This window comes from Mucilaginibacter mallensis, from assembly GCF_900105165.1.
GTDB classification, from domain to species: domain Bacteria; phylum Bacteroidota; class Bacteroidia; order Sphingobacteriales; family Sphingobacteriaceae; genus Mucilaginibacter; species Mucilaginibacter mallensis.
Map to the genome: position 1 here is coordinate 2,031,347 of NZ_LT629740.1, position 24,734 is coordinate 2,056,080.

Here is a 24,734-nt window from a genome sequence, read left to right on the forward strand (position 1 = left end):
TTGGGCTTGCCATTTAAGATCGCTAAGACAAGTATGGCAATCGCGAAGATGCGAAACAACCAAATGACCATACTGAACTTAAAGAAGTTAGCCATTAACACCACAAAGACCGTCATCGAAATGCCAAAGGCCTATGGAACCCGGATTCTAAACCCCACCAAAACAAGCTGCAAAAATGCCAACTTGTTTTACTAAATAATTGTTATTAAGAATAGGTTTACCTCGTTTGACCGAGGGGCCTGAGCACGATCTCGTTCACATTCGTGTTACCCGACTGACTGATCGCATAGATTACAGCGTTGGCGATAGCCGACTCATCCATCTTGGGTGAAGGGGGAGCACTTGAGTTGAAAAAGGCGGCCTTGATTTTGGGACTCGTGATATCATGCCCTAACTCCGATCGTGTGGCACCCGGATAAATGGTCGTCACTTTAATCGTCTTGGCTACTTCTTCGCGCAACGTTTCCATGATAGCCCGTACTGCAAATTTGGTTGCCGAATAAACTCCGATACCGGGTGTTGTTTTGATTCCAGCAATGGAGGAGGTTGACAAAATATGGCCCTGGCCTCTTTCTAGCATATGCGGAAGCACCGCATTGATACCGTATAACACACCTTTGATATTGATATCGATCATCCTGTCCCATTCATCGATTTTGCCCTCATCGAAAAATGAGAGCGGCATGATGCCTGCGTTATTGAACAATGCGTCAATGTGCCCGAATTTATTGATAGCCTGTTGAACGAGGTGGTTCAAGTCGGCGCTTTTGGTCACATCAGTTACGACATACATGGCATTTTCACCCAGTTCCGATACCAGGGATTTCAGCTGGTCCTCTCTTCTGGCGGCCAAAACAACTTTTGCACCGAGCGCGCTTAACTTACGGGCGGTCTCTGCACCGATACCACTGCTTGCTCCTGTGATTATAACTACTTTATCTTTAATATTTTCCATGGTTAAGTGTTTTATATAAAGGTCATCGATTTTAAAATTTCATAATTATGCAATTCAATCAAAAAGATACGCTTACAACCTTTCTGAATAATCAAGTAAGGTATCGGCAGCCAAAACGGATGAGGCGGGGTTTTGGCCTGTGATCAACAGGCCTTCGCGGGTTACAAAAGGCCTCCAGTCTTCTCCTTTTTCAAAATTCGCGCCCCTTTCCTTCAGCATATCTTCCAATAGGAAAGGTACCACATGTGTCAGTTGCGCGGTCTCTTCTTCTGTATTGGCAAAAGCAGTTACCCTTTTCTCCTTAATCAGCCATTCGCCGTCAGGAGTCTTTACATTTTTTAAAGCCACTGGAGCATGGCACACCAACGTAACGGGTTTTCCATTATTATAAAATGCTTCAATAAGCCTAATGGAATCCTTATCATCAGGGAGATCCCACATCGGACCATGGCCGCCCGGATAGAAGATCGTATCAAAGTCGCTTTCCGAAACGGCGCTCAACAATACCGTATTGCTTAACTTGTCCTGAGTCTCCTTATCACTGTAATATCTCATGGTAGCTTCAGTTTTATTTTCCGGCAGGTCGCTCTTTGGGTCAATCGGTGCCTGCCCGCCTTTGGGCGATGCTATAACAATTTCCTTTCCAAGATCATGAAACTTATAATAAGGGGCGGCGAATTCCTCAATCCATAAGCCTGTTTTTTTGCCGGTGTTACCCAACTCATCATGAGATGTAACAACGAATAGAATTTTGTTGATTTTCATAATTTTACATTTTTAGTTTGACGCATTATTGTATTTAAATTTTGCACCAGGGCTACCTGCTGACCGGGCGATATTTCGCTGTTTTTACATTTTTCATTATTTTGATTTTTAAGTATTTCTTAACCTGTTTGTTATAAGTGTTTTTTATATTCTGCTATTATTCGGCTTAAAATAGTTTGCACGAGCGATCATTTACACCATAAAATGAGTTAATATTCAGGGTTCCGGGGAACCTGGCAACTCTTCAATAAGCTCCCCGGTAGTTGTAATAGCGTGTGCATACGTAGGCCCGTTTAGTACATGTGCAGCGTGCATCATTGCGGGTGTAAAGGCCGCTGTTGCATCCTTGACCAGGGTTACATGATATCCGAGTTCCATTGCAAAACGGCAGGTGCTTTCCACGCAGGTGTTGGCCAACAGCCCAACGGCAATTACGTGTGTGATACCCTGCTGTTTGAGTAGCATGTCCAGGTCGGTATTCGCAAAACCACTTTGGGCCCAGTGTTCTTTCACTACGATATCACCTTCCTGTGGAGCAAAATCAGGATGCCAGTCTCCGCCCCAGGTACCCTTTTCAAAGGTATGCCTGTCCATGAGGCCCACTTGGGTCGGGTTGGGATATTTCCAGTATTGGTAGTCTTTTGGTTCCCACCTTTTATGAGGAACGATAAATATCCGGATGCCTGCCCGGCGAATTGACTTAACAATTGTCCGAAGATTATCTAATAAATTATTCGCCTCGGCAATTTCTCTTACCCTCGGCCATACTTTTCCGCCGTCCGACAGGAAGTCGTTATAGGGATCGATAAACAGCAACGCTGTTCTCTCTCGCTGATAGGTTTGCACTTTCATTTTTGTCTGTTTTATCAAATAAAAACGCTGCTAATTTTTCTCTAAAGCGTGTCGTTCGATGCTTTTTGCGAACAGTGGCGTTTCCGTTTGATTGTGATAGATCGATACTGGCTGGCGCTGGGTTTTAAATAGCTCAAAAGGGATGCCTTGTTTTTCAAGAGCCTTGATAAGCCCTTCAGTAGGTCTTGAAATTACCCTGTTTGTAAATTCGCAAGTATTATCATCGATCTTTTTTACACTGAGTTCCCAATGAACATAGATATTGACACGACCGGTAGGCGTGAATACATCTGAAATTGATTCCAGGATCAGGTATGTCGGTTCAGCCAGTTGTTCTACATAATGCTGAACCATTGGGCTGCCACCAAGTACCTCTACATTTATAGACATTCGCTTGCCTTCGGGCGATGTTGTAAAACCTGCTGCAACATGAGCTGGTGAGCACGACTGGTATTCTTGATCAGAGAGTGTGAAGCACCAATCCGGGATGTTGATCTTTTCAATTGGTGCGTTGATCATAGCCGAAAAGCTTGAATCAATAATTATTTTTTCATTTTCCATAATAATTATATTTTAATTTCAGTGCGCTGGCATTTAGGACTTTAATTGTTCTTCGAGATACTTTATTTAATTGAAATTTGGTTCATTTTGAATAGCCATCCGCCTCGATGATGGCATCGGCAAATGCCTGCGGTGCTTCCTGTGGCAGGTTATGTCCGACTCCTCCACTGATGATTCTGTTCGCATACTTGCCCGAAAACTTGCTCGCATAGGCCGCAGGCTGCGGGTGCGGTGCGCCATTGGCATCACCCTCAAGGGTAATCGTGGGCACGGTGATAACCGGGCCTTTGGCGAGTCGCTCTTCCAGGTGGTCGTATTTCGATTCCCCCTGCGCAAGGCCTTGTCGCCAGCGATAATTGTGGATAACAATGGCGACGTGGTCTGGGTTGTCGAATGCTGCGGCCGAGCGATCGAAGATGGCATCGTCAAAGTTCCATTTCGGCGATGCGAGCCGCCAGATCAGCTTGTTGAAATCATGGCGGTATTTGCCATAGCCAGCCTCGCCACGTTCGGTCGCGAAGTAGAACTGGTACCACCATTGAAATTCAACCGATGGCGGTAGCGGTATTTTTCCGGCTGCCTGACTACCGATCAGGTAGCCGCTGACAGCGACAAGTGCCTTGCAACGTTCAGGCCAGAGCGCAGCGATGATATCTGCCGTGCGTGCGCCCCAATCGAACCCGGCGAGGATGGCCTTTTCTATCTTAAGTGCATCCATCAAAGCGATGATATCGAGTGCAATCGCAGCAGGCTGCCCATTCCTGATTGTTTCATCTGCAAGAAAACGGGTTGTTCCAAAACCGCGCAGATAGGGTACGATTACCCGGTACCCCTTTGCGACCAGCAAAGGGGTAACATCTACAAAGCTGTATATATCATAAGGCCAGCCGTGCAGAAGAATTACCGGAGGGCCATTGGAAGATCCGGCTTCCGCATATCCAACATTCAAAACGCCGGCATTGATCTGTTTTATCGTGCCGAATGAATTGTTCATACTCAATTTAAATGAGAGACCATCTGCTGGTCTGATCTTGTTAGGCTTTGCATCTGCTGAACCGATCATGAAGAGCGGCCCAGCTGCGATAGTAACGGCGGCCGCACTTAAAAAGCGGCGGCGGTTATATTGTGGTTGTTCTGACATATGCTTGATTTTTTTTCAGTATTTCGGATTCACGATTTCAATAAGTGCTCAATTGACCAGCGTGACTAACGGCTTCCCTTTTTCGACGACATACGTTGCGAGCTCACTCCCCTTGACACTACCGACATTCTTCGCTGAATGAATCACTCCAGCCGGGATAAATAAGACATCGCCTGCCTTGAGGGTCTTCGGCAGTTCTTCACCGACCTTGTACTCCAGCAAACCTTCGAGGACATAGATAACCTCTTCGCCCGGATGTGTGTGCTTAGGTGCCACCGCTCCCGGTTCGAAATCGATGCGCACCTGGACGGCCTCGCGTCCTGGAATACTGAGATCGTGCCGCTGTAGTTCGGTGCGCTTGGTGCCCGGCTGCTGCGCTTGGGCAGAGCCTGGGGAAGTAAGCAGGATAAGGGCCCACGTAATACCGAAGATCATTGCACCGGCAAGGGTACGTTTGTTGTTTTTCATTGCTATCGTTGTTTACTGTTATTAAAAATTATTCTGTTATATAATGGCCGGACGTTTTGCCGGATGGGATGAACAAAAGAAGGACAAACATGATCCCGAGCATCAAGAGTTCCAAACCCGCTCCGTTCCTGAACGCGACATGGTAATCTGGTGAGGACTTGTTTGCTGATAGTTTATTGAAGAAAACGCCGCCAATAATACTGACGCCCAAAGCTCCGGACGCTTGCTGAACAGTAGCATAAAGGCCCGAAGCAGCACCAGCGAAATGGTGCGGAACACTCCTGAGCGTCACATTCATGATAGGCGGCATTACCCATCCGGCGCTCATACCGTGTAATAGTACCAGTAAAAACACGATCTGCGGAGCGATGATACTACCTGAAAACATAAAAATCTGTAGGCCCAGGGAAATCATCATCACTATGGTTCCTGCCTGTAATACCGTTTTGCCGATTTTGGTTACTAACCGCATAGCAAAAAATGAAGAGAAAGAAAAGCCGACCCCGAACATGACGAACATACATCCCGTCAACAGTGCGTTGAAATGATAACCGTTCTGCAACACCAGTGTGCTGATAAGCAAATAGGAATTATAAACCATGTAACAAAAAAGCACACACAACAACCCGATGTTGAGGTCTCTGATCTTAAATAAATTCAGATCAACCAGCGGCTCCTTCTTCTCTTTTAGTTTTTTATTCTGGTCGACGATAAACCAGGCAAATAACACAAATGAAAGTATCAGGCCTAAAACACACCATAAAGGCCAGCCCAGTTCGCGCCCCTGGATGATGGGGATGATCAGCGCAAACAAAGCAAGCGAAAGAATCACCGAGCCCGAAAGATCGAATTTTGCCCCTATATGAAGCGGGATTTCTTCAATGAAAAACCAGGCTGCGATCATGGCTGCGATACCAATTGGCAGATTAATAAAAAAGATAAGCCTCCATCCGGCAATTGCAAAATGGTAGTATGTAAAAAAGCCGCCTAAGAATTGTCCCAACATACTGGCCAGGCCCAGTATTAGTCCGAACGTGCCGATGGCTTTTGCCCGGTCTTTAGGTTCGGTAAAGAGTAATTGTATATAAGAAATCGTCTGCGGAACCATAAACGACGCGCTCCCGCCTTGCAAAAATCTTGCAGTATTTAGTTCGAACGCCGAGCGGGATAAACCGCACCAGCAAGATGCAAGGGTAAAAACCGCCATCCCCCACAGGAATATTTTCTTCCGGCCGAAATGATCGCCTGCCCGGCCACCTGTTATCATAAAAGAAGCATAACCCAACAGGTAGCCGGCAATAACGATCTGAAGCTCTGCATCACTTGAATGCAATCCTTTTCTTATGGCAGGTATTGCTATGTTGACGATAAATATATCCATCAACGAAAGGAATGGCGCTGCGAGCACGATTAGCAATGCAAACCACCGCGAGGCTTTTAATTTTTCCATGGTAACTTTTGTTTGTTATTTGGCGGCAAACATTATTTAAAATCTGCCTCAATGGTGGTTTCTTTCCATTGTTCCAGCTCGACTGTCATTGCTTTTAATTTATCTGAGGCCCGGTTGTAAGCATCCTGCCCCAGGTAAAGGTGAAGCGGCGGTTGTTCACTTTCGGCCAGTTCTATCAATATTTCTGAAGCTTTGTCCGGGTCGCCTGGTTGTTTGCCATTGGCTGCGAGGTACCGTTCCTGCGTATCCTTAACAGCCTGGTAGCCGTCAATTTTACTTTCGGTATATGCCAGAGAATCTTTGGTTAAAAACCCTGTTCTGAACCCGGATGGTTCAACTACGGTAACCTTAATTCCAAATTCCTTGACATCAAGCGAGATCACTTCGGAAAAAGCGGCTACCGCGGCTTTGGTAGCCGAATAAACGGCCCATCCCGGAGCACCCACAAAACCGGCCACCGAACCCATATTTATAATGTAACCTGATCGCTGGCTGCGCATCACCGGCAGGATCCCCCTAACCACATTTACGGTTGCAAGCACGTTAACATTAAAAATGTTCCTGATATCCTGTTGGGTTATTTCTTCCACTGTTCCGGCCATTCCATAGCCCGCGTTGTTAACCACTACGTCAATCCGCCCGAAGGCTGCAAGGGTTTGCTGTATGGATTCATCAATACAATCCAGGTTATTTAAATCGACAGCAAGCGGAAGAAAACGGTCCTTGTCTATCAAGCCGACCGCCTGGCTCAGGGTACGTGCATCGCGTGAAGTTGCCGCAACACGATAGCCGTGGTCAAGCAATTTTTTTACAAGCGTAAGTCCCAATCCCTGGGAGGCCCCTGTTACATACCATACTTTTGAAGTATTCATGATATTGTGTTTTTATAGTATTTTATTCAGAGACCCTGTATCATTTCCGCCCCCCGCCATTTTTTATCCAGGTAGTTGCAATTGCAACTACCTGGATAAAAAATGGCCAAAAAGTATTAAACCTCCCTCGCTATTGGTAGGTAACACTTAAAGTAATAGGCACACTCAGCGCTTTGGATACAATACAATTGGCTTTAGCGCCTTCGGCAATTTCCTGAAAAGCTTCGGCAGATACACCGTCGATTAATGATGCTTTCAAATCCAAATGAATGCCGGTAACCATAAGGTTAACCATATCCAAATCAAGGGTGGCTTCGGTGTTCAGGTCGTTGGCTATAAAGCCTGCACGCTCAAGCGTCGCACTTACTGACATGGTAAAACAGCCTGCGTGTGCCGAGGCTATCAATTCTTCGGGATTGGTGCCGATACCCGATTCGAATCGTGTTTTAAACGAATAGGGTGTTTGGTTAAGGATGGTACTTTGAGAAGATATTTCTCCTTTGCCGTCTTTAAGGTTACCATTCCAATGTGCTTTTGCTGTACGTTTCATTTTGTTTGTTTTATAGGGTTGAAAATTTATGATTCTAGATTATAGTTATCCGGCACACAATCAATAGATGCTGCGTGTTCGTAATAGTAGTTCCTTGGGGTTTATAGTATTGATTGCCTTTTCGCTGTCTCAGGTTTTTAAATGGTCAAAGTATGCCGTTGTTTCTTCAAGTATAGACCTCATCAGTTCAGCGGCTTTGGTATGTTTTAATATCGGCGCTATCTGCCCGCCCCAGAATAAGATCATATCCCATTTTTCCTGTTCTATAGCTGCTTTCCTTATGTGCGACATAAACTGTGTTTGCAATGGAAAGGGTAGAAAAGCTTTTTCTTTGTGTATCAGGTCCTTTGCAATGCGACTGGTAATTCCTCTGCCCAATCTTCCGGTAAATGCCCGCGATAGTGACGTGTACTTACCTGCATCCGAAAACAACATTTGTTTATGTATGGCTGTGGCATTAGATTCATCGGTTGCCAGGAAGGCAGTACCAATTTGCGCTGCATCTGCACCAAGTGCCAGGGCTGCAGCAACACCTTTACCGTTAGCGATACCACCGGCAGCTATAACTGGTGTCTTTACCTTTTCTTTTATCAGTTGAAGCAATACAAATGTTCCGGTCGTAGATGATTCTGCTGGCGCAAGAAATGACGGGCGATGCCCGCCTGCTTCAAAACCAGAAGCGATAATCAGGTCAACTCCGGCTGATTCCAGCGCTATGGCTTCGTCAAGGGTGGTTGCGGCACCTACGGTAACAATTCCAAGTCTGCGGCATTGTTCGAGGATATCGGCAGATGGAATACCAAACATAAAGCTGAAAACAGGTGGCCGCTGGTGCAGGATCACTTCGACCTGATTTTCAAAGCGGGACTTGAACGATGCCGGTTTTCCAGGTAAGTCTATTCCAAGCTCATCAAAATAAGGCTTGAATAACTCCTGCGCTTTTTTAAACAGATCGTCTGAAACTGTGCCATCCACAGCATCTGTATCTGAAACCCACAAATTAATATTGTAGGGCTTGTTGGTTGCCAATTTGATCTGCTTATCTACCTCAATGATTTCCTGTGGACTTAATGTATAAGCGCCGTAGCCCCCAAGCCCTCCAGCATTTGATACTATCGCAACCAATCGGATCGATGAAAGATTTCCGCCGAAGGGTCCCTGGAGGATGGGGTATTGTATACCCAGTATTTCAGATGCTTTTGTTTGATACCACATAGTGCTAAAATTTACTCGGTCACATCGGTGAGCATTTTAGTAACGATCACCCAGCGGCTATTGATCTTATGAAAAGAAAGAAACTCATCATAATTAAACTCGTACATTTTGACATGTACTTTGGCAACAGCTATGGAGTTAACCACATCAATAGAAATAATCGTTCCTTTAAAAGGTTTGCCTGAATCTTTTGGACTTTGACGGTGGGCAACGCCGTCAAGATACTGATCAAGGGTTTTGGCATAAGGCTGTCCCTTTACATCACCGAACAATAAGGTGTCGGCATTAAAGATGCTGCCCAACACAGTTACATCTCCTTCGTATATCTCTTTGAAATAATAATTTTCCAATCCTTGTGAGATTGCTAAGGAATCTTGTTGATTGTTTTCCATTTTCTTTAAATTTTGTGCTTTTAATACCAGCAATGTGCAGGTCAAAAAAGCGGTCAATAAAAGTGTTTTCAAATTAATTAAGGTTATGCCCGGCTCCCAAACCTCCATCTACATTGATAATGGCGCCGTTAATAAAGTTACTCTTTGCAACGGTAAAAACCATTTCTGCAATATCTTCCACTTCGCCAACACGGTTCAGTAAATGTAAGCCTGCGGTTTGATCGGCTTTATCACCATGCATTGGGGTGCGGATGGTGCCGGGCGCGATTGTATTCACCCTGATGTTATCTTTACCAAACTCAGCTGCCAGCTGTATAGTAAGTGCATGTATTGCACCCTTTGATGCCATTTGTGCAGTAATGGGCACTCCGCCAAGACCGTGATTCACCAAGGGAGTTCCAATATTGATCACTACGCCATCATGCTGCTTCAGCATTTGAGGAATAATGGCCTGTGTGGTGAAGTAAGTGCCCTTCAGGTTTGTATTTAGAAAGCGGTCAAGGTAAGCTTCGTCCACATCAAGGAATGGTTTGGTTTCAAAAATACCGGCATTGTTTACCAGCACATCTGCCGAACCAAATCTTTCCAAGGCAGTTGCTAAAAGTTGCTCGCCAGTTCTTTTATCGCTTATATCGCCGGCTACCATCGCCAGGTTTTCGCCTGCGCCCAGTTCCTGGTAAACTTGCTCTAATTTTTCAGCAGTTGATGAATTGATCACTACATTGTCGCCATTGGCTAAAAAGTGTCGGGCTACTTCTTTGCCGATGCCCGACGAAGCACCGGTGACTATTATTGTTTGCTTTTTCATTTTATTTTTTTCTTTCAGCAGTTATACCTTTTTCCCTCAGCACTGATACCTGTTCGCCGGCATGGCCCCAGTCGTCCAGATCATATTCCTGGATCACTACGAAGGTCAATTGAGGGTCTTTATTTAATACATCGCTGAGCAGGTCGGTTACCCCTTTAATCAATTTCTGCTTTTGTTCTCTTGTAACTCCTTCACGGGTTACTTCTATTTTAACGTATGGCATGGCTTTAATTTTTATGCTAAAACTGCTTTTAGGCAGCCTTAGCAGTTACGCTTACATTCAGTTCAAAATCATTATAGATTAGGGTATCGCCCAAATCTTTAAAGAAATTACCTGAACGGAATTTCATTTCATACTTGGTACGGTCAATTAACAGTTTGCCGGTTGCAGTCAATACATCGCTGTTTACATTGATTGCAGCGTCAAAACCAACAGGATGGGTAATGCCTTTGATGGTCAGGTTACCTTCAACATGGTTGCCCGAAACGGAGGTGATTTCTAATATTGCTTCCGGATATTTTTCAATAGAGAAGAAATCATCAGAAGCGAGGTGACCGGCGAATTGTGCGTTTGTTGCAGGATCGGTTACATCCAGTATTTTGATAGATCCAGTATCGATAATGAATTTACCGCCGGTAAGTTTACCGTCATTCAAAACAATTTCACCTTCTTTAACAGCTATAGTGCCATTGTGGGCGCCGGTTACTTTTTTGCCTACCCAATCAATATTGCTTTGGGTACTTACGATTTCAAATTTTTGAGTTTTCATTTTTTATCTTTTTTAATTATATAACAAAGTACGGTAGCATTTTTCGGGTGACTGTGTGACCTACATCACATTTGAATTACGGGCCTGATTTATGTGATGTAGGTCACATTTAGACATTGTGTGGTGAGGTATGTATTTCTTGAACATACATAATGCTACCATTTCCCGCACATCCTGGACTAATAGTTTTTTTACGTCATCCATCGTGAGCAGGGTGAAATTTATAGTGCTTAATAAGCTAATTTTTAATTATTTCTGTTATGGCCAACCCATTTTCATGCCACAAATAAGCTTCTTGTTATCAGTGACTTATATTGTTTTGCCATTGCTTAAAACCTTGATATATCATGAAACCATGGAAATCAATCTTGATATATCGGGATGAGAAAATAACGTTATTAATTCTAACGAAAACATCATAAATTTATATCGAAAATCAAATTTATTCTCAATGCCTGCTGTTTAAATTTATCATATGGAAGAGAAACGAAACAAAAAGAAGCGATATTGTTTTAAGCCTTATTGTATCTCTTCCGTATTATTTTTGACATTTATGCTGTTTTTAGCAAACGGATTTGCACAATATTTTTCCGGCTCCAATGCCGATAAGCCCAACGGTCGAAAGTCAGCTTTCGCTTAATCTTAAACACATGTAGAAGGCAGAGGAGTTAAGTTAATCATTAAATTAATGCTGAAGAGCTATGAAAATATTTGTTTTCACCACACTGTTACTATTCATGATCAATATTGTTTGTGCACAGGATATAACGCACAATATTTCTCCGCAGGAAGCAAAAGAGCTGTTAAAATCAGTATATCGAAAAAGTGATGATAACATAAAAATAGACCGGCTACTAAGGTTGGCGGCGTATAACGTTTTAAAAACGGGGGAACATAGGGCCGATCTCGACAGTGCTGAAGTATTTATAGGTCAGGCTAAGGTTATTAATGCTAAAATAAAATCACAGGGGATTAATGGGTACATCGCTTTAGTACAATCGATGCTTGACCGGGAAAGAGGTAAAAGGAATGATGGAAAAAAAAATGCCAAAATAGCTATCACCCTTTTAAAGAACACAACGGATAAGTATCATTTGGGCCTCGCTTATTTAGAGATGGCCCAATATTATGATTATAGCGACTCCAAACAACTCCCGGAGAAAGTACGCCTCGGGGAGGAATCCGTAAAGGTGCTGGAGCAATCAAACCATGTGGAATTAAAGGCTTATGCCTATAAATCCCTGGCCGATCTTTACTCAACGCAACAAGAATATACCAAGGGATTGAAAAGTATCCAGCTTTCTCTCCAGGCTTATCAATCAATTCATTACAAACAGATCCAGGGTGTTTATATTATATATTCAGGTCTGTATGGCATGACCGGCAATTTCGGGAATGCTTTGACATATGGCCTTGAGGCGTTAAAAACAGCCGAAAGTGTAAAAGACAGTACCATGCAGCTTTGTGAGATTAATAATGTGGTAGCTGTAATATTAGATAAATTGAACGAACGGGAAAAGGCTATAGGGTATTTTAAAAACGCCTTGCAAATAGCCGAAAGGTATAATGATCGTGCAAGTGTCGTACTGATAACTTCAAATATAGCTATGACCTATCAGGGGCTGCACAAATACAACGAAGCGCTCGCGCTTTTAAAAAGTGTCGATCCGAAATATCTCGAAACGGAAATCCCTGCTTATATTGCGCACATTCCCTCCATCTATTGTTCCCTTTATACTAGGCTGAAATTATACCCACAGGCTAAAACGTATGCCGACAAGCTTTTGAAAATAATTTCGCTGCATTCGAATGATTTTGCCGATTTGGTTGAGGTTAATGATATTTTGATAGAATATTTTACAGCAACTAAGCAATATAGCTTAGCAAGCTCGTATTTGCTTAAAAACGAGGCCATCATCAAAAAGAAGTACGCTAACTCGCCGACACTGATTTCAAAATCTTACGGGCGATGGTTTAAACTTGATTCCGCTATGGGAAATTACAAGGCGGCACTTTATTATCATGTAAAGTATGCCAAGATAAAGGACTCGTTATTTACCGAAACCAAAAGCAAGCAGCTTAAGCAGTTAGAGGTTCAATACGAAACCGATAAAAAAATAGCGGAGATTAAAATATTAAACCAAAAAAATGAGTTGTTAAAAAAAAGTAACGAGCTTGAACAAGGTAATCTTCAAAAGGCCAATTTGATGAGAGATTTTACGCTTGTTGGCGTTTCGATGCTGATTGTAATTGTAGTACTATTGTATCGCCAATACCGGATAAAGCAAAAGAGCAACGAATCGATAACCCATAAAAACAAGTTGCTGCAGCATTTACTCACCGAAAAGGAATGGCTACTGAAAGAAGTTCACCATCGCGTAAAAAACAATCTGCACACGGTAATCTGTTTATTAGAATCGCAGGCGGCTTATCTTGAAAACGATGCTTTAAAAGCCATAGAAAACAGCCGGCACCGTATTTATGCCATGTCTTTGATACATCAAAAATTGTATCAGTCTGATGATATTAAAACAATTGATATGTCGGAATACATCCGTGGGTTAGTTCAATCGCTGGAAGAGAGCTTCGATACCTTAAATCAAATCGAATTCAAACTGAAGATCGATCCGATAAATCTTAGCCTGTCACACGCTATCCCATTGGGACTGATCATGAATGAAGCGGTAACCAATTCAATCAAATACGCTTTTCCGGGTAACTGTAAAGGTGAAATTTCAATTTCTATGGTTGATAATGGAGAACAAATAGAATTGGAACTGGCGGATAACGGTATTGGAATGGCTCAAATTGTTTGTGGGGAAGAATCAGACTCATTAGGTCTGGAGTTAATGAAAGGCCTAAGTAAAGATATTGATGCTGATATTAGCTTTGAAATCGACAATGGAACCAAAATTACCATTATTTTTAAACCTGATGCCCTAAATGATCCGGATAGCTTTTTGAAATCAACCCAAACAAAGGAGATATATGTATGAATATCAGGATACTCATTGTTGAGGACCAGTTTGTTGAGGCTAATAACCTGAGGATAATCCTTCGGAAAGCAGGTTACGTGGTTTGTACAATTGCCCGTTCAGTAAGCGAAGGATTAAAAATTATTGAAGATGAGAAGCCAGATATGGTATTGCTGGATATATATTTAAAGGGCAATTTAACCGGGATCGATCTTGCTAAAACGCTACGGGATAAAAGTATCGCTTTTGTGTTTTTATCTGCAAATTCAAACAAACAAATTCTTGATGCCGCCAAGGCCACCAAGCCATATGGCTTCCTGGTAAAACCCTTTCGCGAAAAAGATGTATTGGTGATGTTGGATGTTGCCTGGTATTTACATCGTCAAAATCAGGGACCAATTAGCAATTCAAAACCTTCAGCAAGCTCATTAGCAGGAAACGAATTCAAAGAAATTATTGGGGCCAGTGAATGCATGCGTGATGTATTGGATAATGTTAAAATAGTGGGCACATCAGATATATCAGTGCTGATATTAGGAGAAAGCGGCACAGGAAAAGAACTGATAGCACAAAGTATTCATCGCGTCTCATCGCGAAAACAAAAGCCATTTGTAGCAGTAAACTGCGCTGCGTTGCCTGCAAACTTGATTGAATCGGAGCTATTCGGTCACGAAAAGGGCGCGTTCACCGGAGCGACAGATAAAAGAATAGGGAAGTTTGAACAAGGAAATGAAGGGACGGTTTTTTTAGACGAGATTGGAGAACTGCCGCTGGAACTACAGGTTAAGTTACTAAGAGTATTGCAGGAAAAAGAAGTGGAGCTTATAGGAGGCCGGACAAAAAAAATCGACGTTCGTATCATAGCAGCCACCAACCGAAACCTGGAAGAGGAGATAGTCGCGGGCAGGTTTAGGCTCGACCTTTATTATCGCATAAATATTTTCCCAATCACACTCCCTCCTTTACGTGAACGTAAAGATGATATCGTATCGTTAGCTAATCATTTTGTGAACATTTATGCCCGTAAGGAAAATAAAATGATCACAGGTGTAGCTGATCCTGTAATACAAAGTATGCTCAACTATGACTGGCCTGGCAATATAAGGGAATTGGAAAACTTGATGGCGAGAAGTGTTTTACTAACGAACGGGCCCATTATTAATTCACTAAAATTACCCGGTCAAAGTAAAGGTACCACACTGAGTCCACAAGGACTCATTAAAAGTATGACTGAAAACGAACGGGATCATATTTTGGTTGCACTTGAGCGGTGTAGCTGGAGAATATACGGACAGGGCGGGGCGGCGGAACTGCTGGAACTTAATCCTTCAACACTGAATTCGCGAATGAAAAAGTTGGGTATCGAAAAGAAGTACTCCAGGAATCAAGGCAACTAATCAGAGCGCTAGCTCCCCGAATTTAATGTGTAAACCGGATACCCGTACTACTGCCATCAAAGAAATCGCTTTAGTTGAATACAATAGTCGACAGTAATCCGATAGTAGATAAGTACATTTGAAAGGAAAAATTATTTGGGAGCCGCGCCGCGCCTCATGGATGGTATAGCCGACTAAGGGTTTCTCTTGAAACACCCAAATATGCAGCTATCAGGCTTTTAGGAACCATGTTATAAAGCTCCGGATATAGTTTTAAAAGTTCTTCATATCTGTGTTTCGCATCGTTATTCATAAAGGATAACAGTCTTTTTTGAGCTGCAACATATCCTTTATTGGTTCTCCATCTAAAAAAATGCTCCACATTGTGAAGTTCATGGCATAGCTTTTCCCTGTCGCCGTTGGTAATGCAAAGTACCTCGGCATCGGTAATACAATCTAAATTGATGGTAGCCTTGGTATGATTATACAATGCATTAAAATCAGACGCCCACCACGTTGGCATAGCAAACTGCAGGATGTACATTTTCAGATCATCATTAATAAAAAAGGATTTTAAACAACCGGAAATCACGAAGTATTCACAGTCTACCGTATCGCCTTCAGTAATGATAGCCTGTCCTTTTTCAAAACGCTGTTTTTTAAAATGCGAAAAGAAATAATCAAACTGCTCATCAGTTAACGCAGTTAGTTTAGCGACATGCACTTTTAAGATTTCTTTGGCTTCCATTGTATATACTAAGTTAAGTGCAAAAAAATGGAGAAGAGTCTTTGACACTTTATTTATTCAAATATCTGCAAATCTCCCATAAGTAAAACATCATGAGAAAGCGGCACAACGCGGATGAACAACAATACAAGAGATAATTGAAAGCATTTCGTTAAATGTTAGGCGGAACGACAGTCATTTTAATTATTATTTTTGAAACTCCGGTTTTAATTCCGCGTTCATAACCTTTTCGAATTTGATTACTTTCGGCTTTGAGACTTGCATGATGTAAGTTGAACCTGGGTTGAGCCAGTAATATCCCTGATGATAATTCTCAGCCACATAAAATATGGTAAATGGCACCACTTGGGTAACTATTGGTTTCGGGTAATGCTTTGAGTTATTAATCTCTTTGATTAATCCCATTATAATACTTTTCTCATCGGGGGTCCGGTAAAAGGCTATCGAACGATAGTCGGTACCCACATCAGGGCCCTGTCGGTTAAGCTCCGTAGGATCATGCGCAAAAAAGAATGCACGGGCTATCGTCTCAAAACTGATCACCTTTGGATCGTAATAAACTAGTGAGCATTCAGCGTGCCCGGTAGTAAGTGATGCTACCTGGTCATAAGTCGGATTCTTAGTTGTTCCGCCAGCATAACCCGATATTACCCTGTTTACACCCTTTAGCTCAGACATGGCCTCGCTCATACTCCAAAAACAGCCTCCGCCAAAAGTGGCTACTTTTTCTTCCGGAGCAGGTTTTGGCAATGGGGTGAAATCTTTACTACCACCTGCTGTTTGTGCATTGGCGACACCGGCAAATAATAAAATCCCGACGCCAAATAAAAAAAAACGTTTCATAAGAAGATGTTGTTTTAAAAATCAAATAGCTATTTGATTTTGGTTATTTGAGATTTTGATTAACTAATGAATTAGCTTGATTAGCACGCTACAATCAATGCCCGATCCCGTAAAGGGATATCGGGCGTTTGATTTACTTAGGGTATCAGCTTTTTAGTGCTTTGCATAAGATGCTTTGATGATCACTGCTGCAACTGCTTCAGGCTGCGAGATAAACACAGCATGGCTGCCTTTGATCTCGGTGATTTTAGTATTTGCTTTTTTGTACATATTACGCTCTGTCATTGGGTTGATGGCATGATCTTCAGTAGCCACTATCCCGTAACTTGGCTTGTTTTTCCAGGCTACTTCGGTTACTGTTGTGCCAAAACATGATCCAACGATAGGTTGCTGTGAAGCGTTCATGAAATCTGCCAAAGCCTTAGGAAGATCGGCGCAGTAACCTTCATGGAAGGTTGTTCTGTCAAAAAACACAACCCCTTTTGGATCTGCTATAACACGCATTGAAGGTGCTTTTGCTTGAGTCTCTGACCATGAATTTGCGGTTTCGCCTTTATCCGGCTCAAAAGCGGCTACATAAACTAATGAGGCAACCCTGGGATGTAAACCTGCCTGGGTAATTACTACACCGGCCCATGAATGGCCTACCAACACTACCGGTCCATCTTGTTGATCCAGTATACGGTTGGTTGCATCAACATCATCGTTTAGCGAGGTCAGCGGATTTTGAACGATAGTTACATGATATCCCTTTTTTGTAAGTATGTTGTAAACAGCCTTCCATCCGGAACCATCCTGAAATGCGCCATGTACGATCACGATGTTTTTAATGTGCGAAGTTTGCGCTGCTAGCGGGCTAACCCGTAAAAGCAAGCTGCAGATAATAATGAATGCTGCGATTAGATACTTGTTTAACGCGCTGTTTTTAATGGATTTTGTTTTCATTTTTTTGTTTTTCTGTGGATTAATATTGGACTAAATTATTTGTAAAAAATGGCCGTTTTAATGTGGTTTTGCTGTACGTTTCATAGTGTTGTTTTTTTATTTTAAATTACACGACAAATTACCGCAGTAAAATTCACGTACCTATGTGACCTACATCACATTTAACGAAAGGCAACATTTATGTGATGTAGGTCACTTTTTAGCGGTGGGATATGCTTTTTAATGTCTGTTCCGGAGTATTTAATTTTTATTTGAGATAAGCAGCCAGCTTTGACCACAAGTGAATAGATAATCCCTTTGTCAATGTGCTGTATGGCGTCATCAAAATTCCTTTTATATCATTATTTAATAATCTTATGGCGTAAATAACGTAATTGTCGCACATCTTCTTTTTCCCGTCAAAACGGTAGGCTTCCGTTACTTCGAAGTCATCGGGACAGACCAATTGACTTTGCTGAACACAATGGAGGCATTCATTGTTTAAAATAAAATCATGGTCATAGCCTCTTTCCTGGAGATCTATGATCGCATCGGTTTTGCTATGATAGCTACTTTTCATTTCTATATTTATGTAAAAAAGTAGTTAGATGCTATCTTAAATAGGATATCAATACGCTAACCGCTATCCTGTAAGCCGTCGTTGCCGCAACTTCAACCAATTTCAACCCATGGGTATAGAATCGTTTCGTGGATGATAGTTTTTTAGGGGCACTAATAGTTTCATAAGGCATGGGAGAAGAATACAAAATGCCTATAATACAAATTGCCATCACCAGATGAGTAGTTACATAGACGATTTCCATAGTTTTTGATTTTGCTGACAGTTGATATATTGGTCAGAATCATCATACTTTATTGACTCATCCCGTCGTTGTTATACCAAGCTTGTGCCAAAATATAAATGATTGATTATGAAATAATTGTAAATTATTCATCAGCAGCTTGCCCGCTTCATTTCGCTACTTATCAAATTTTCAAATGAAATATGGAGGTTATCGACAACAAGGATTACCAATTTTGAAACCGAGCAAAACCAGGCCCGTCATACATTTGCGATAGCAATAACTTTAACCAATGGCGTCCCCATCGAAAGCGTTAGTAAAATGCTCGGCCACCTTAATATAAAAACAACCCAACATTATGCAAAGGTCATTGATGAAAAAGTAAGTAAAGACATGCAGGCGCTTCAAAGGATACTTGACGACGAAGTAATTTAAAGCATCTCGGTAGTTTTAGATGTACATTAAAGCAGAAGACTCATAATCTTTTGGTCCCTGGTTCGAACCCAGGTGGGCGCACAAGTTTTAAAAAAGCATATTTTGCCCTAATCTTTTCTAAGTAGCTCAATCGAGTGGTTGGCAATTAAACAAGTTTTTTTGTTCAATTGACCGAAAATGTTTAGTGATAGTTTAAATTGCTAAACATCGGTCATCAAAATTTTTTTTATGGCTACCGATTAATGATTGTCTGCATGGCAATAATCTGTTAATATTTAGTTCACAATAGATTATTTAATTTGGCGCATTATTTCAGTAAATTTGTTTTACCAATAATGAACCCGCTTAGTACACTTTCTGATGAGGAAATATTGCCCGAATTAATCTCGGGCCGTGTTGAGGCATTTACTGTCCTTTATGAGCGTTATAACCGGAATATTTATCAGTTTGTATATAAATTCGTTCATTCTGCCGAATTAGCTGATGACCTTACCCAAGAGATATTTATCAAGCTTTGGAATAGCCGCCAGCAGTTAAGTCATGTGGAATCTTTCAAAGCTTATTTGCTGGTTAGCGCCAGAAATCATACACTTGACAGTCTGAAAGCGGCCCTGCGTTCAGAAAAAGCAATAGGTGAAGTGGTGAAAAATTTTGTCATGCAGCGCAAGGCAACAGATGAACGTTTGCTGGATGCAGATTACACTGCATTCTTACAAAGGGAACTGGCGAAACTGCCGGGAAGAACCCGCGAAATCTTCCGCCTATGCCGTAAGGAAGGACATACTTACGAAGAAGTCGCCCACGAATTAGGTGTATCCAAAAGTGCAGTAAAGAATCACATGGTTTTTGCCATGAAAGTATTAAAAACGTCGGTAGAGCTTGAACTCGGTGTCTCCTTAGCTATAGTAATAGCGGCATTTTTGATCCGATAGAATTTATTTTCATTTTCACTACCCTCCACTTATGTGAGTGTCGTCTTATCCATTGTAACCTTAAATAATGGAAGAAGAGTATTACTACAAATTACTGGTACAGCGATTTACCGACCGTACTGCTACAGACGAAGAATTAGAAGTTTTTATCAAATTAGTTAATGAAGGTAAACTTGATGCTTACTTAACTGAGGTGATGAATGAAGAAGCCGGCATCACCGAAAATGACGAGCCGGTGGTTTATGCCCCTGCTAAAACCAGAACACTTTGGCCGCGTATAGCTGCCGCCGCATCCATATTATTGGCGATTTCGGCAGGAAGCTATTTTATGCTTCATAAACCGAGCCCGCCGAGACGAATTGCTCAAATTCAATCTCAGGAAATTGTGCCTGGTCGCAATCAGGCTACGCTTACCCTGGCAAACGGTCAAAAAATCATATTGTCAAAAGGCCTTTCAGGCAAACTGGCCCAACAAGGCAACACGCAAATTAATGTAAACAGCGCAAGTGAAGTTGTTTACACCCATTCTGGTTCAAAATCCGAAGTACAATATAATACTCTTTCAACGGCTGTTGGCGAAGCCTCCCCATACCCATTGGTATTACCGGATGGAACTAAGGTGTGGTTGAATTCTAAATCTTCCATCACTTTTCCAACTGTTTTTACTGGTTCCAAACGTCATGTTGAGATCACTGGCGAAGTTTACTTTGAAGTAAAGCACAATGCCAGCAATCCATTTACTGTTAAAGCGGGAAATCAAACAGTCGAGGATATTGGCACCGCATTTAATATCAATAGCTACGGGGATGAACCAACTATAAAAACAACGCTTGTTGAAGGTTCAGCAAAAGTAATTGCAAATGGCACCGAAAAGCTCCTTCAACCGGGCCAGCACACATTGGTAACTCAGCAGTCATTCCAAATACAAACTGCCGACAGCGAAGCTGAAACTGCATGGATGAGTGGCAGGTTCATTTTCCATGATGAAGAATTGCATACCGCCATGCGGCAACTTGCAAGGTGGTATAACATTAATGTGATTTATGATTACAATCCTAAAAATATCCTTTTGGGTGGAGGGTTTTCCAAATCAAGAAATATAAACAAAGTACTTAACGCATTTGAACAGACTGGTGCCGTCAAATTCAAAATTGAAGGACATACAGTACACATAACTGAGTGATCGTTCAAATAGATAAATAAATTAAAATTATGAAAAGAAATCAACGTCAACGATCACCTTAACGGTGCCGGGAGACTGAAAGAAAGAAACCAGGAGTGCAGCAAACACCCCTGGTTCAATGTTCAGGTTACTCCCCAGTAAAAAGTGCGAACCAATTATTGAAATCATTAACCCAAACATTCAAATGTATGAAAATTTGTACAACAAATTTTTGTAGGAAATCCTACACTCCTAAATTTCTCCTGGTCATGAAAATTACCGCATTTATGATATTAATAAGTATCATGCAAGTAAGCGCCACCACTTATGCACAAAGGATTACGATAAACAAAACTAATACGCCTTTGAAGGCTGTTATAGATGAAATCCGTAAGCAAAGCGGCTATGACATAGTTTTCGATGCTAATGTAGTTAACCGTTTAAAACCGGTAACAATCAACGTTAAAGATGCCACTATTGAAAATGCACTTGACGTTTGTTTAAAAAACGAACCGTTAACTTATACCATAGATGAAAAGTTCGTTGTCCTCAAAGTTAAAAATGTAACGCCTACGATCACTTCAACACAGGTTGCCGTTAAGGACATCGCAATAACGGGTCGTGTTTCTGATGAACAAAATAAATTCATCCCCGGCGTAACTGTGAAAATTCAAAACTCTCAAATAGCTGTATCTACAAAAGATGATGGAACATTCCGGATAATCGTGCCCGATGAAAAAGCTGTATTGGTCTTCTCATTTGTTGGTTATGAAACCCAAACAGTGGCTGTTGGGAACCGGACTGAAATTAACATCATTCTAAAAGAGCAACACAGTAATCTAAAGGAAGTTGTTGTTATTGGTTACGGAACGCAAAGCCGGAAAGATGTAACTACGGCTGTGTCATCGCTGGGTGCCAGCGACGTTAATAATTTTCCTGCCACGGGGGTAGATAAAGCCATGACCGGTAAAATGGCAGGCGTACAGGTTTTGCAGCCTGATGGTGCTCCCGGCGCAGGTATTTCCATAAAAGTTCGCGGCACGGGCACAATAACCGCCGGCAGTGATCCTTTATATGTGGTTGACGGTGTACCGCTATCGGATAACGATGTTAACGGACCAGGATTTAAAGTAAATCCATTAGATGCGATCAATGTTAACGACATTGAATCCATAGATGTGTTAAAAGACGCCTCCGCGGCTGCTATTTATGGCTCGCGAGGATCAAACGGGGTAGTGATAATTACTACCAAACGTGGTAAAAAAGACAAGCCAGCCATCAGTCTGAACAGCTATTATGGTATCCAATCGGTAACGAAAGAGATACCTATGCTAAATGCCACACAGTATGCTCAGTTAATTTATGATGCACATAATAATACCTACTTTAATATGCTTGCGGCAGCTGGTTTGACAGGCAGCGCTTCTGATGATAACGCAACGCGTCTTGCAAAACTCGGCCAGTCACCAACCAATACCAGCCTTGCTTATCTATTACCGCCTGAAATATTTCCTTATTTGAACGGACAGCAAGGTCTTACTAACACCAATTGGCAGGACGCAATATTTCAGCTGGCACCAATGCAAAGCCATACAATTTCTGCGACGGGCGGGTCTGATAACGTACAGTATTATATTTCGGGCAACTACCTTGATCAAGACGGAATAGTCATCAATTCAGGTTATAAAAGATACGCCGGGCGTATCAATGTAGATGCGCATTACAATCATTTAAGGCTTGGGGCGAGCGTTAATTATAATTATGGGATTATTCAGTATGATAATACGGAAGGTGCTTTTAATAACGGTAGCAACAATATCATAGAAGGGGCATTAGTGGCTTCACCATTTTTTTCGGTGAAAAATCCTGATGGCAGTTACAATTTTAGTCAGTATAAATGGCAGTATTCCGAGTCCAACGGAATCAATCCAGTCGCCCTGGCAATGCTTAGGACAGATGTTACCTACGAAAAAAAGTTGTTAACCAATGTTTTTGCGGAATATGAGATTATTCCTGATCTTAAATTTAAAGTGTCATTTGGTACAGATATTAGCGACTTTAATCGAAGTGAATTTAATCCCTCTACATTCCCAAGTCCACTAACACTTACAACACCTTCAACTCCGACTGCTGAATACATTGCTAACCAAATCACCAACTGGGTTACGGAAAGTACATTGACATATAAAAAACGCTGGGGCAATAATTCCTTACAGGCACTTGCTGGTTATACGCTGCAAAAAGAAATAAGCAATGAAAGCGACATAGCCGCTACAGGTTTCCCGAATGACTTGGTGAAAACTATAAACGGTGCAACTACGGTTACCAATTTTGCTAATACTACAGGTATCAATGAATGGTCGCTTTTGTCAGGGCTTGCAAGGTTACAATACGGCTATAAAGACAAATACCTGTTATCGGCTGCGATTCGCGCTGATGGTTCTTCACGTTTCGGGCCGAATACGAAATATGGGTATTTCCCATCCGCATCTGCAGGCTGGATCGTGAGTGATGAGGATTTTATGAAAAAGGTGGATTTTATAAGTCAATTTAAATTGAGGTTAAGTTATGGCCAAACCGGAAATTTCCAGATCGGCAATTACGCTTATTTATCAACCTTGAGCCCTTCTAATTACATTTTGGGTTCGGGAAGTGGGGCGTTGCAACCGGGTTTGTTTCAGAATACCCAAGGCAATCCCAATTTAGGTTGGGAAAAAACCGCGGCTTTTAATTTGGGCACCGATATTGGTTTATTTAAAAATCAGCTCAACGCGACTATTGATGTCTATTCCAACAATACCAGTAATTTACTGCTGAATGTGCCCGTACCTTTGTCAACCGGTTATTCAACACAATTAGTAAATATCGGCAAGGTAAACAACAAGGGGATTGAGGTAACTTTATCCAACTCCAGCCAGATAGGTAAATTTAGGTGGAGTAACAGTGTAAATTATTCCGCCAACCGAAACAAGGTATTGAGCTTGGGTGGTCAGCAATCTATAATCACAAAAGCCAATAACGTTCTGTACTTCATCACGGAGGTGGGTAAGCCAATTGGGAATTATTATACACTGGTACAAACAGGAATATACAAGGATCAAGCAGACATCAACAATACACCAGCAAAAGTACCTGGCGCACATCCCGGCGATTTTAAGTTCGAGGATGTGAATGGAGACGGGATTATTGATGGTAACGATAAAACAATAACCGGAAATTATCAGCCTAAATTTACCTATGGTTATTCGACCCAAGTGCAGTATGGGATATTTGATTTAAGTGCGTCTGCTCAGGGTGTTTACGGTAATACTATTGCCAACATTGCTCAAAGGCATTATAATTCTACTGAAAGCTATGCGAATAATACTACTGACGCCTTACAGCGTTATTATTCACCTTCTGATCCTGGCAACGGAAGGGTAGCAATAGCTGATCGTAGTGAAACCGGCCTTAATGCACAGATATCCACATACCATTTATCGCCCGGTTCTTATTTTAGAATAAGGGATTTGACACTGGGTGCGACTCTCCCGGGAAAAATGACAAGATCAATTGGTTTAGAGAGTGCGCGTATCTATGTAACAGCTGAAAACCCTTTCACTTTCACAAAGTATAATGGCTACAATCCAGAGGTTAGCGTAGATGCTAATCCGCTAACTCCGGGGGTAGATTATGGCAGTTATCCGGTGGCTAAAACCTTTATTATTGGCGTAAATGTTAAGTTTTAATATTTAGAT

General features: G+C 41.9%; 25 protein-coding genes and 1 pseudogene. 6 read left to right on the plus strand and 20 right to left on the minus strand.

Annotated features, from left to right (window positions below):
* Positions 1–217: 217 nt before the first annotated feature.
* The 14 genes from BLU33_RS08265 to BLU33_RS08330 form a co-directional block, all read right to left on the minus strand.
* Positions 218–955 carry an SDR family oxidoreductase gene (locus tag BLU33_RS08265; RefSeq protein WP_091371201.1) on the minus strand — a complete coding sequence of 246 codons (738 nt, stop codon included), beginning with the start codon at positions 953–955 and terminating at the stop codon, positions 218–220.
* 72 nt (positions 956–1,027) lie between these two features.
* A complete protein-coding gene (locus BLU33_RS08270) occupies positions 1,028–1,720 on the minus strand; it encodes a type 1 glutamine amidotransferase domain-containing protein (protein WP_091371202.1) in 693 nt (230 codons plus the stop codon).
* A 216-nt stretch (positions 1,721–1,936) separates the two neighbouring features.
* Positions 1,937–2,572, minus strand: coding sequence for an isochorismatase family cysteine hydrolase (locus tag BLU33_RS08275; protein ID WP_091371203.1), 636 nt, complete (start codon positions 2,570–2,572; stop codon positions 1,937–1,939).
* 30 nt (positions 2,573–2,602) lie between these two features.
* Complete coding sequence (locus BLU33_RS08280; protein ID WP_091371205.1) at positions 2,603–3,133, minus strand: hypothetical protein; 531 nt, start codon at positions 3,131–3,133, stop codon at positions 2,603–2,605.
* An 82-nt stretch (positions 3,134–3,215) separates the two neighbouring features.
* Entirely contained in the window at positions 3,216–4,274 is a 1,059-nt protein-coding gene (locus tag BLU33_RS08285; protein ID WP_091371206.1) for an alpha/beta fold hydrolase, read from the minus strand.
* Positions 4,275–4,322: 48 nt separating this feature from the next.
* On the minus strand, positions 4,323–4,742 hold the full coding sequence (locus BLU33_RS08290; protein ID WP_091371208.1) for a cupin domain-containing protein: 420 nt from the start codon (positions 4,740–4,742) through the stop codon (positions 4,323–4,325).
* Between the two features lie 28 nt (positions 4,743–4,770).
* On the minus strand, positions 4,771–6,192 hold the full coding sequence (locus BLU33_RS08295; RefSeq protein ID WP_091371210.1) for an MFS transporter: 1,422 nt from the start codon (positions 6,190–6,192) through the stop codon (positions 4,771–4,773).
* Between the two features lie 32 nt (positions 6,193–6,224).
* The gene (locus BLU33_RS08300) at positions 6,225–7,064 is read right to left on the minus strand and encodes an SDR family NAD(P)-dependent oxidoreductase (RefSeq protein ID WP_091371212.1); all 840 of its coding nucleotides are present in this window, start codon (positions 7,062–7,064) and stop codon (positions 6,225–6,227) included.
* A gap of 130 nt (positions 7,065–7,194) precedes the next feature.
* Positions 7,195–7,614, minus strand: a complete 420-nt coding sequence (locus tag BLU33_RS08305) for an OsmC family protein (protein ID WP_091371214.1) — start codon at positions 7,612–7,614, stop codon at positions 7,195–7,197.
* Positions 7,615–7,743: 129 nt separating this feature from the next.
* Positions 7,744–8,829, minus strand: a complete 1,086-nt coding sequence (locus BLU33_RS08310) for an NAD(P)H-dependent flavin oxidoreductase (RefSeq protein ID WP_091371216.1) — start codon at positions 8,827–8,829, stop codon at positions 7,744–7,746.
* Between the two features lie 11 nt (positions 8,830–8,840).
* Positions 8,841–9,221: a nuclear transport factor 2 family protein gene (locus BLU33_RS08315; RefSeq protein ID WP_197684583.1), complete on the minus strand. Its 381-nt coding sequence runs from the start codon at positions 9,219–9,221 to the stop codon at positions 8,841–8,843.
* 73 nt (positions 9,222–9,294) lie between these two features.
* The gene (locus BLU33_RS08320; protein ID WP_091371217.1) at positions 9,295–10,029 is read right to left on the minus strand and encodes an SDR family NAD(P)-dependent oxidoreductase; all 735 of its coding nucleotides are present in this window, start codon (positions 10,027–10,029) and stop codon (positions 9,295–9,297) included.
* Position 10,030: 1 nt separating this feature from the next.
* Positions 10,031–10,252 carry a tautomerase family protein gene (locus BLU33_RS08325; protein ID WP_073406142.1) on the minus strand — a complete coding sequence of 74 codons (222 nt, stop codon included), beginning with the start codon at positions 10,250–10,252 and terminating at the stop codon, positions 10,031–10,033.
* Positions 10,253–10,280: 28 nt separating this feature from the next.
* Positions 10,281–10,799, minus strand: coding sequence for a YceI family protein (locus BLU33_RS08330; protein WP_091371219.1), 519 nt, complete (start codon positions 10,797–10,799; stop codon positions 10,281–10,283).
* Positions 10,800–11,500: 701 nt separating this feature from the next.
* Here BLU33_RS08330 and BLU33_RS08335 point away from each other — a divergent pair.
* Both BLU33_RS08335 and BLU33_RS08340 read left to right on the plus strand, forming a co-directional pair.
* Entirely contained in the window at positions 11,501–13,795 is a 2,295-nt protein-coding gene (locus tag BLU33_RS08335; protein ID WP_091371221.1) for a histidine kinase dimerization/phosphoacceptor domain -containing protein, read from the plus strand.
* Complete coding sequence (locus BLU33_RS08340) at positions 13,792–15,171, plus strand: sigma-54-dependent transcriptional regulator (protein ID WP_091371223.1); 1,380 nt, start codon at positions 13,792–13,794, stop codon at positions 15,169–15,171. Before BLU33_RS08335 ends, BLU33_RS08340 begins: the two co-directional genes overlap by 4 nt.
* A gap of 154 nt (positions 15,172–15,325) precedes the next feature.
* On the opposite strand, the gene BLU33_RS08345 is transcribed toward BLU33_RS08340, so the two are convergent.
* The 5 genes from BLU33_RS08345 to BLU33_RS25050 form a co-directional block, all read right to left on the minus strand.
* On the minus strand, positions 15,326–15,898 hold the full coding sequence (locus tag BLU33_RS08345; RefSeq protein WP_091371224.1) for a Crp/Fnr family transcriptional regulator: 573 nt from the start codon (positions 15,896–15,898) through the stop codon (positions 15,326–15,328).
* A 186-nt stretch (positions 15,899–16,084) separates the two neighbouring features.
* The gene (gene msrA, locus BLU33_RS08350; protein WP_091371226.1) at positions 16,085–16,741 is read right to left on the minus strand and encodes a peptide-methionine (S)-S-oxide reductase MsrA; all 657 of its coding nucleotides are present in this window, start codon (positions 16,739–16,741) and stop codon (positions 16,085–16,087) included.
* 153 nt (positions 16,742–16,894) lie between these two features.
* Positions 16,895–17,686 carry an alpha/beta hydrolase gene (locus tag BLU33_RS08355; RefSeq protein ID WP_091371228.1) on the minus strand — a complete coding sequence of 264 codons (792 nt, stop codon included), beginning with the start codon at positions 17,684–17,686 and terminating at the stop codon, positions 16,895–16,897.
* A gap of 247 nt (positions 17,687–17,933) precedes the next feature.
* On the minus strand, positions 17,934–18,245 hold the full coding sequence (locus tag BLU33_RS08360; RefSeq protein WP_091371230.1) for a hypothetical protein: 312 nt from the start codon (positions 18,243–18,245) through the stop codon (positions 17,934–17,936).
* Between the two features lie 31 nt (positions 18,246–18,276).
* Complete coding sequence (locus tag BLU33_RS25050) at positions 18,277–18,489, minus strand: hypothetical protein (RefSeq protein ID WP_157682084.1); 213 nt, start codon at positions 18,487–18,489, stop codon at positions 18,277–18,279.
* A gap of 234 nt (positions 18,490–18,723) precedes the next feature.
* Between BLU33_RS25050 and BLU33_RS25490 the strand changes: the two are divergent.
* From BLU33_RS25490 to BLU33_RS08375, 3 genes and pseudogenes are all read left to right on the plus strand, one after another.
* Positions 18,724–18,903: pseudogene (locus tag BLU33_RS25490) on the plus strand (tyrosine-type recombinase/integrase); the annotation flags it as partial.
* A gap of 335 nt (positions 18,904–19,238) precedes the next feature.
* Complete coding sequence (locus BLU33_RS08370; protein WP_091371233.1) at positions 19,239–19,835, plus strand: RNA polymerase sigma factor; 597 nt, start codon at positions 19,239–19,241, stop codon at positions 19,833–19,835.
* A 67-nt stretch (positions 19,836–19,902) separates the two neighbouring features.
* Positions 19,903–21,018, plus strand: coding sequence for a FecR family protein (locus tag BLU33_RS08375; protein ID WP_091371236.1), 1,116 nt, complete (start codon positions 19,903–19,905; stop codon positions 21,016–21,018).
* Positions 21,019–21,045: 27 nt separating this feature from the next.
* On the opposite strand, the gene BLU33_RS25055 is transcribed toward BLU33_RS08375, so the two are convergent.
* Complete coding sequence (locus BLU33_RS25055; protein WP_157682085.1) at positions 21,046–21,186, minus strand: hypothetical protein; 141 nt, start codon at positions 21,184–21,186, stop codon at positions 21,046–21,048.
* A gap of 80 nt (positions 21,187–21,266) precedes the next feature.
* Here BLU33_RS25055 and BLU33_RS08380 point away from each other — a divergent pair, with 80 nt between their 5' ends.
* A complete protein-coding gene (locus BLU33_RS08380; protein WP_091371240.1) occupies positions 21,267–24,725 on the plus strand; it encodes a TonB-dependent receptor in 3,459 nt (1,152 codons plus the stop codon).
* Positions 24,726–24,734 lie beyond the last annotated feature (9 nt).

Coding starts and splice junctions, on each gene's coding strand:
- BLU33_RS08325 (WP_073406142.1), bottom strand. CDS start 10,252: ATGCCATACGTTAAAATAGAAGTAACCCGTGAAGGAGTTACAAGAGAA.
- BLU33_RS08285 (WP_091371206.1), bottom strand. CDS start 4,274: ATGTCAGAACAACCACAATATAACCGCCGCCGCTTTTTAAGTGCGGCC.
- BLU33_RS08310 (WP_091371216.1), bottom strand. CDS start 8,829: ATGTGGTATCAAACAAAAGCATCTGAAATACTGGGTATACAATACCCC.
- BLU33_RS08300 (WP_091371212.1), bottom strand. CDS start 7,064: ATGAATACTTCAAAAGTATGGTATGTAACAGGGGCCTCCCAGGGATTG.
- BLU33_RS08340 (WP_091371223.1), top strand. CDS start 13,792: ATGAATATCAGGATACTCATTGTTGAGGACCAGTTTGTTGAGGCTAAT.
- BLU33_RS08375 (WP_091371236.1), top strand. CDS start 19,903: ATGGAAGAAGAGTATTACTACAAATTACTGGTACAGCGATTTACCGAC.
- BLU33_RS08280 (WP_091371205.1), bottom strand. CDS start 3,133: ATGGAAAATGAAAAAATAATTATTGATTCAAGCTTTTCGGCTATGATC.
- BLU33_RS25050 (WP_157682084.1), bottom strand. CDS start 18,489: ATGGAAATCGTCTATGTAACTACTCATCTGGTGATGGCAATTTGTATT.
- BLU33_RS25055 (WP_157682085.1), bottom strand. CDS start 21,186: ATGATTTCAATAATTGGTTCGCACTTTTTACTGGGGAGTAACCTGAAC.
- BLU33_RS08305 (WP_091371214.1), bottom strand. CDS start 7,614: ATGAAACGTACAGCAAAAGCACATTGGAATGGTAACCTTAAAGACGGC.
- BLU33_RS08360 (WP_091371230.1), bottom strand. CDS start 18,245: ATGAAAAGTAGCTATCATAGCAAAACCGATGCGATCATAGATCTCCAG.
- BLU33_RS08320 (WP_091371217.1), bottom strand. CDS start 10,029: ATGAAAAAGCAAACAATAATAGTCACCGGTGCTTCGTCGGGCATCGGC.
- BLU33_RS08330 (WP_091371219.1), bottom strand. CDS start 10,799: ATGAAAACTCAAAAATTTGAAATCGTAAGTACCCAAAGCAATATTGAT.
- BLU33_RS08290 (WP_091371208.1), bottom strand. CDS start 4,742: ATGAAAAACAACAAACGTACCCTTGCCGGTGCAATGATCTTCGGTATT.
- msrA (WP_091371226.1), bottom strand. CDS start 16,741: ATGAAACGTTTTTTTTTATTTGGCGTCGGGATTTTATTATTTGCCGGT.
- BLU33_RS08315 (WP_197684583.1), bottom strand. CDS start 9,221: ATGGAAAACAATCAACAAGATTCCTTAGCAATCTCACAAGGATTGGAA.
- BLU33_RS08380 (WP_091371240.1), top strand. CDS start 21,267: ATGAAAATTACCGCATTTATGATATTAATAAGTATCATGCAAGTAAGC.
- BLU33_RS08275 (WP_091371203.1), bottom strand. CDS start 2,572: ATGAAAGTGCAAACCTATCAGCGAGAGAGAACAGCGTTGCTGTTTATC.
- BLU33_RS08265 (WP_091371201.1), bottom strand. CDS start 955: ATGGAAAATATTAAAGATAAAGTAGTTATAATCACAGGAGCAAGCAGT.
- BLU33_RS08370 (WP_091371233.1), top strand. CDS start 19,239: ATGAACCCGCTTAGTACACTTTCTGATGAGGAAATATTGCCCGAATTA.
- BLU33_RS08355 (WP_091371228.1), bottom strand. CDS start 17,686: ATGAAAACAAAATCCATTAAAAACAGCGCGTTAAACAAGTATCTAATC.
- BLU33_RS08295 (WP_091371210.1), bottom strand. CDS start 6,192: ATGGAAAAATTAAAAGCCTCGCGGTGGTTTGCATTGCTAATCGTGCTC.
- BLU33_RS08270 (WP_091371202.1), bottom strand. CDS start 1,720: ATGAAAATCAACAAAATTCTATTCGTTGTTACATCTCATGATGAGTTG.
- BLU33_RS08335 (WP_091371221.1), top strand. CDS start 11,501: ATGAAAATATTTGTTTTCACCACACTGTTACTATTCATGATCAATATT.
- BLU33_RS08345 (WP_091371224.1), bottom strand. CDS start 15,898: ATGGAAGCCAAAGAAATCTTAAAAGTGCATGTCGCTAAACTAACTGCG.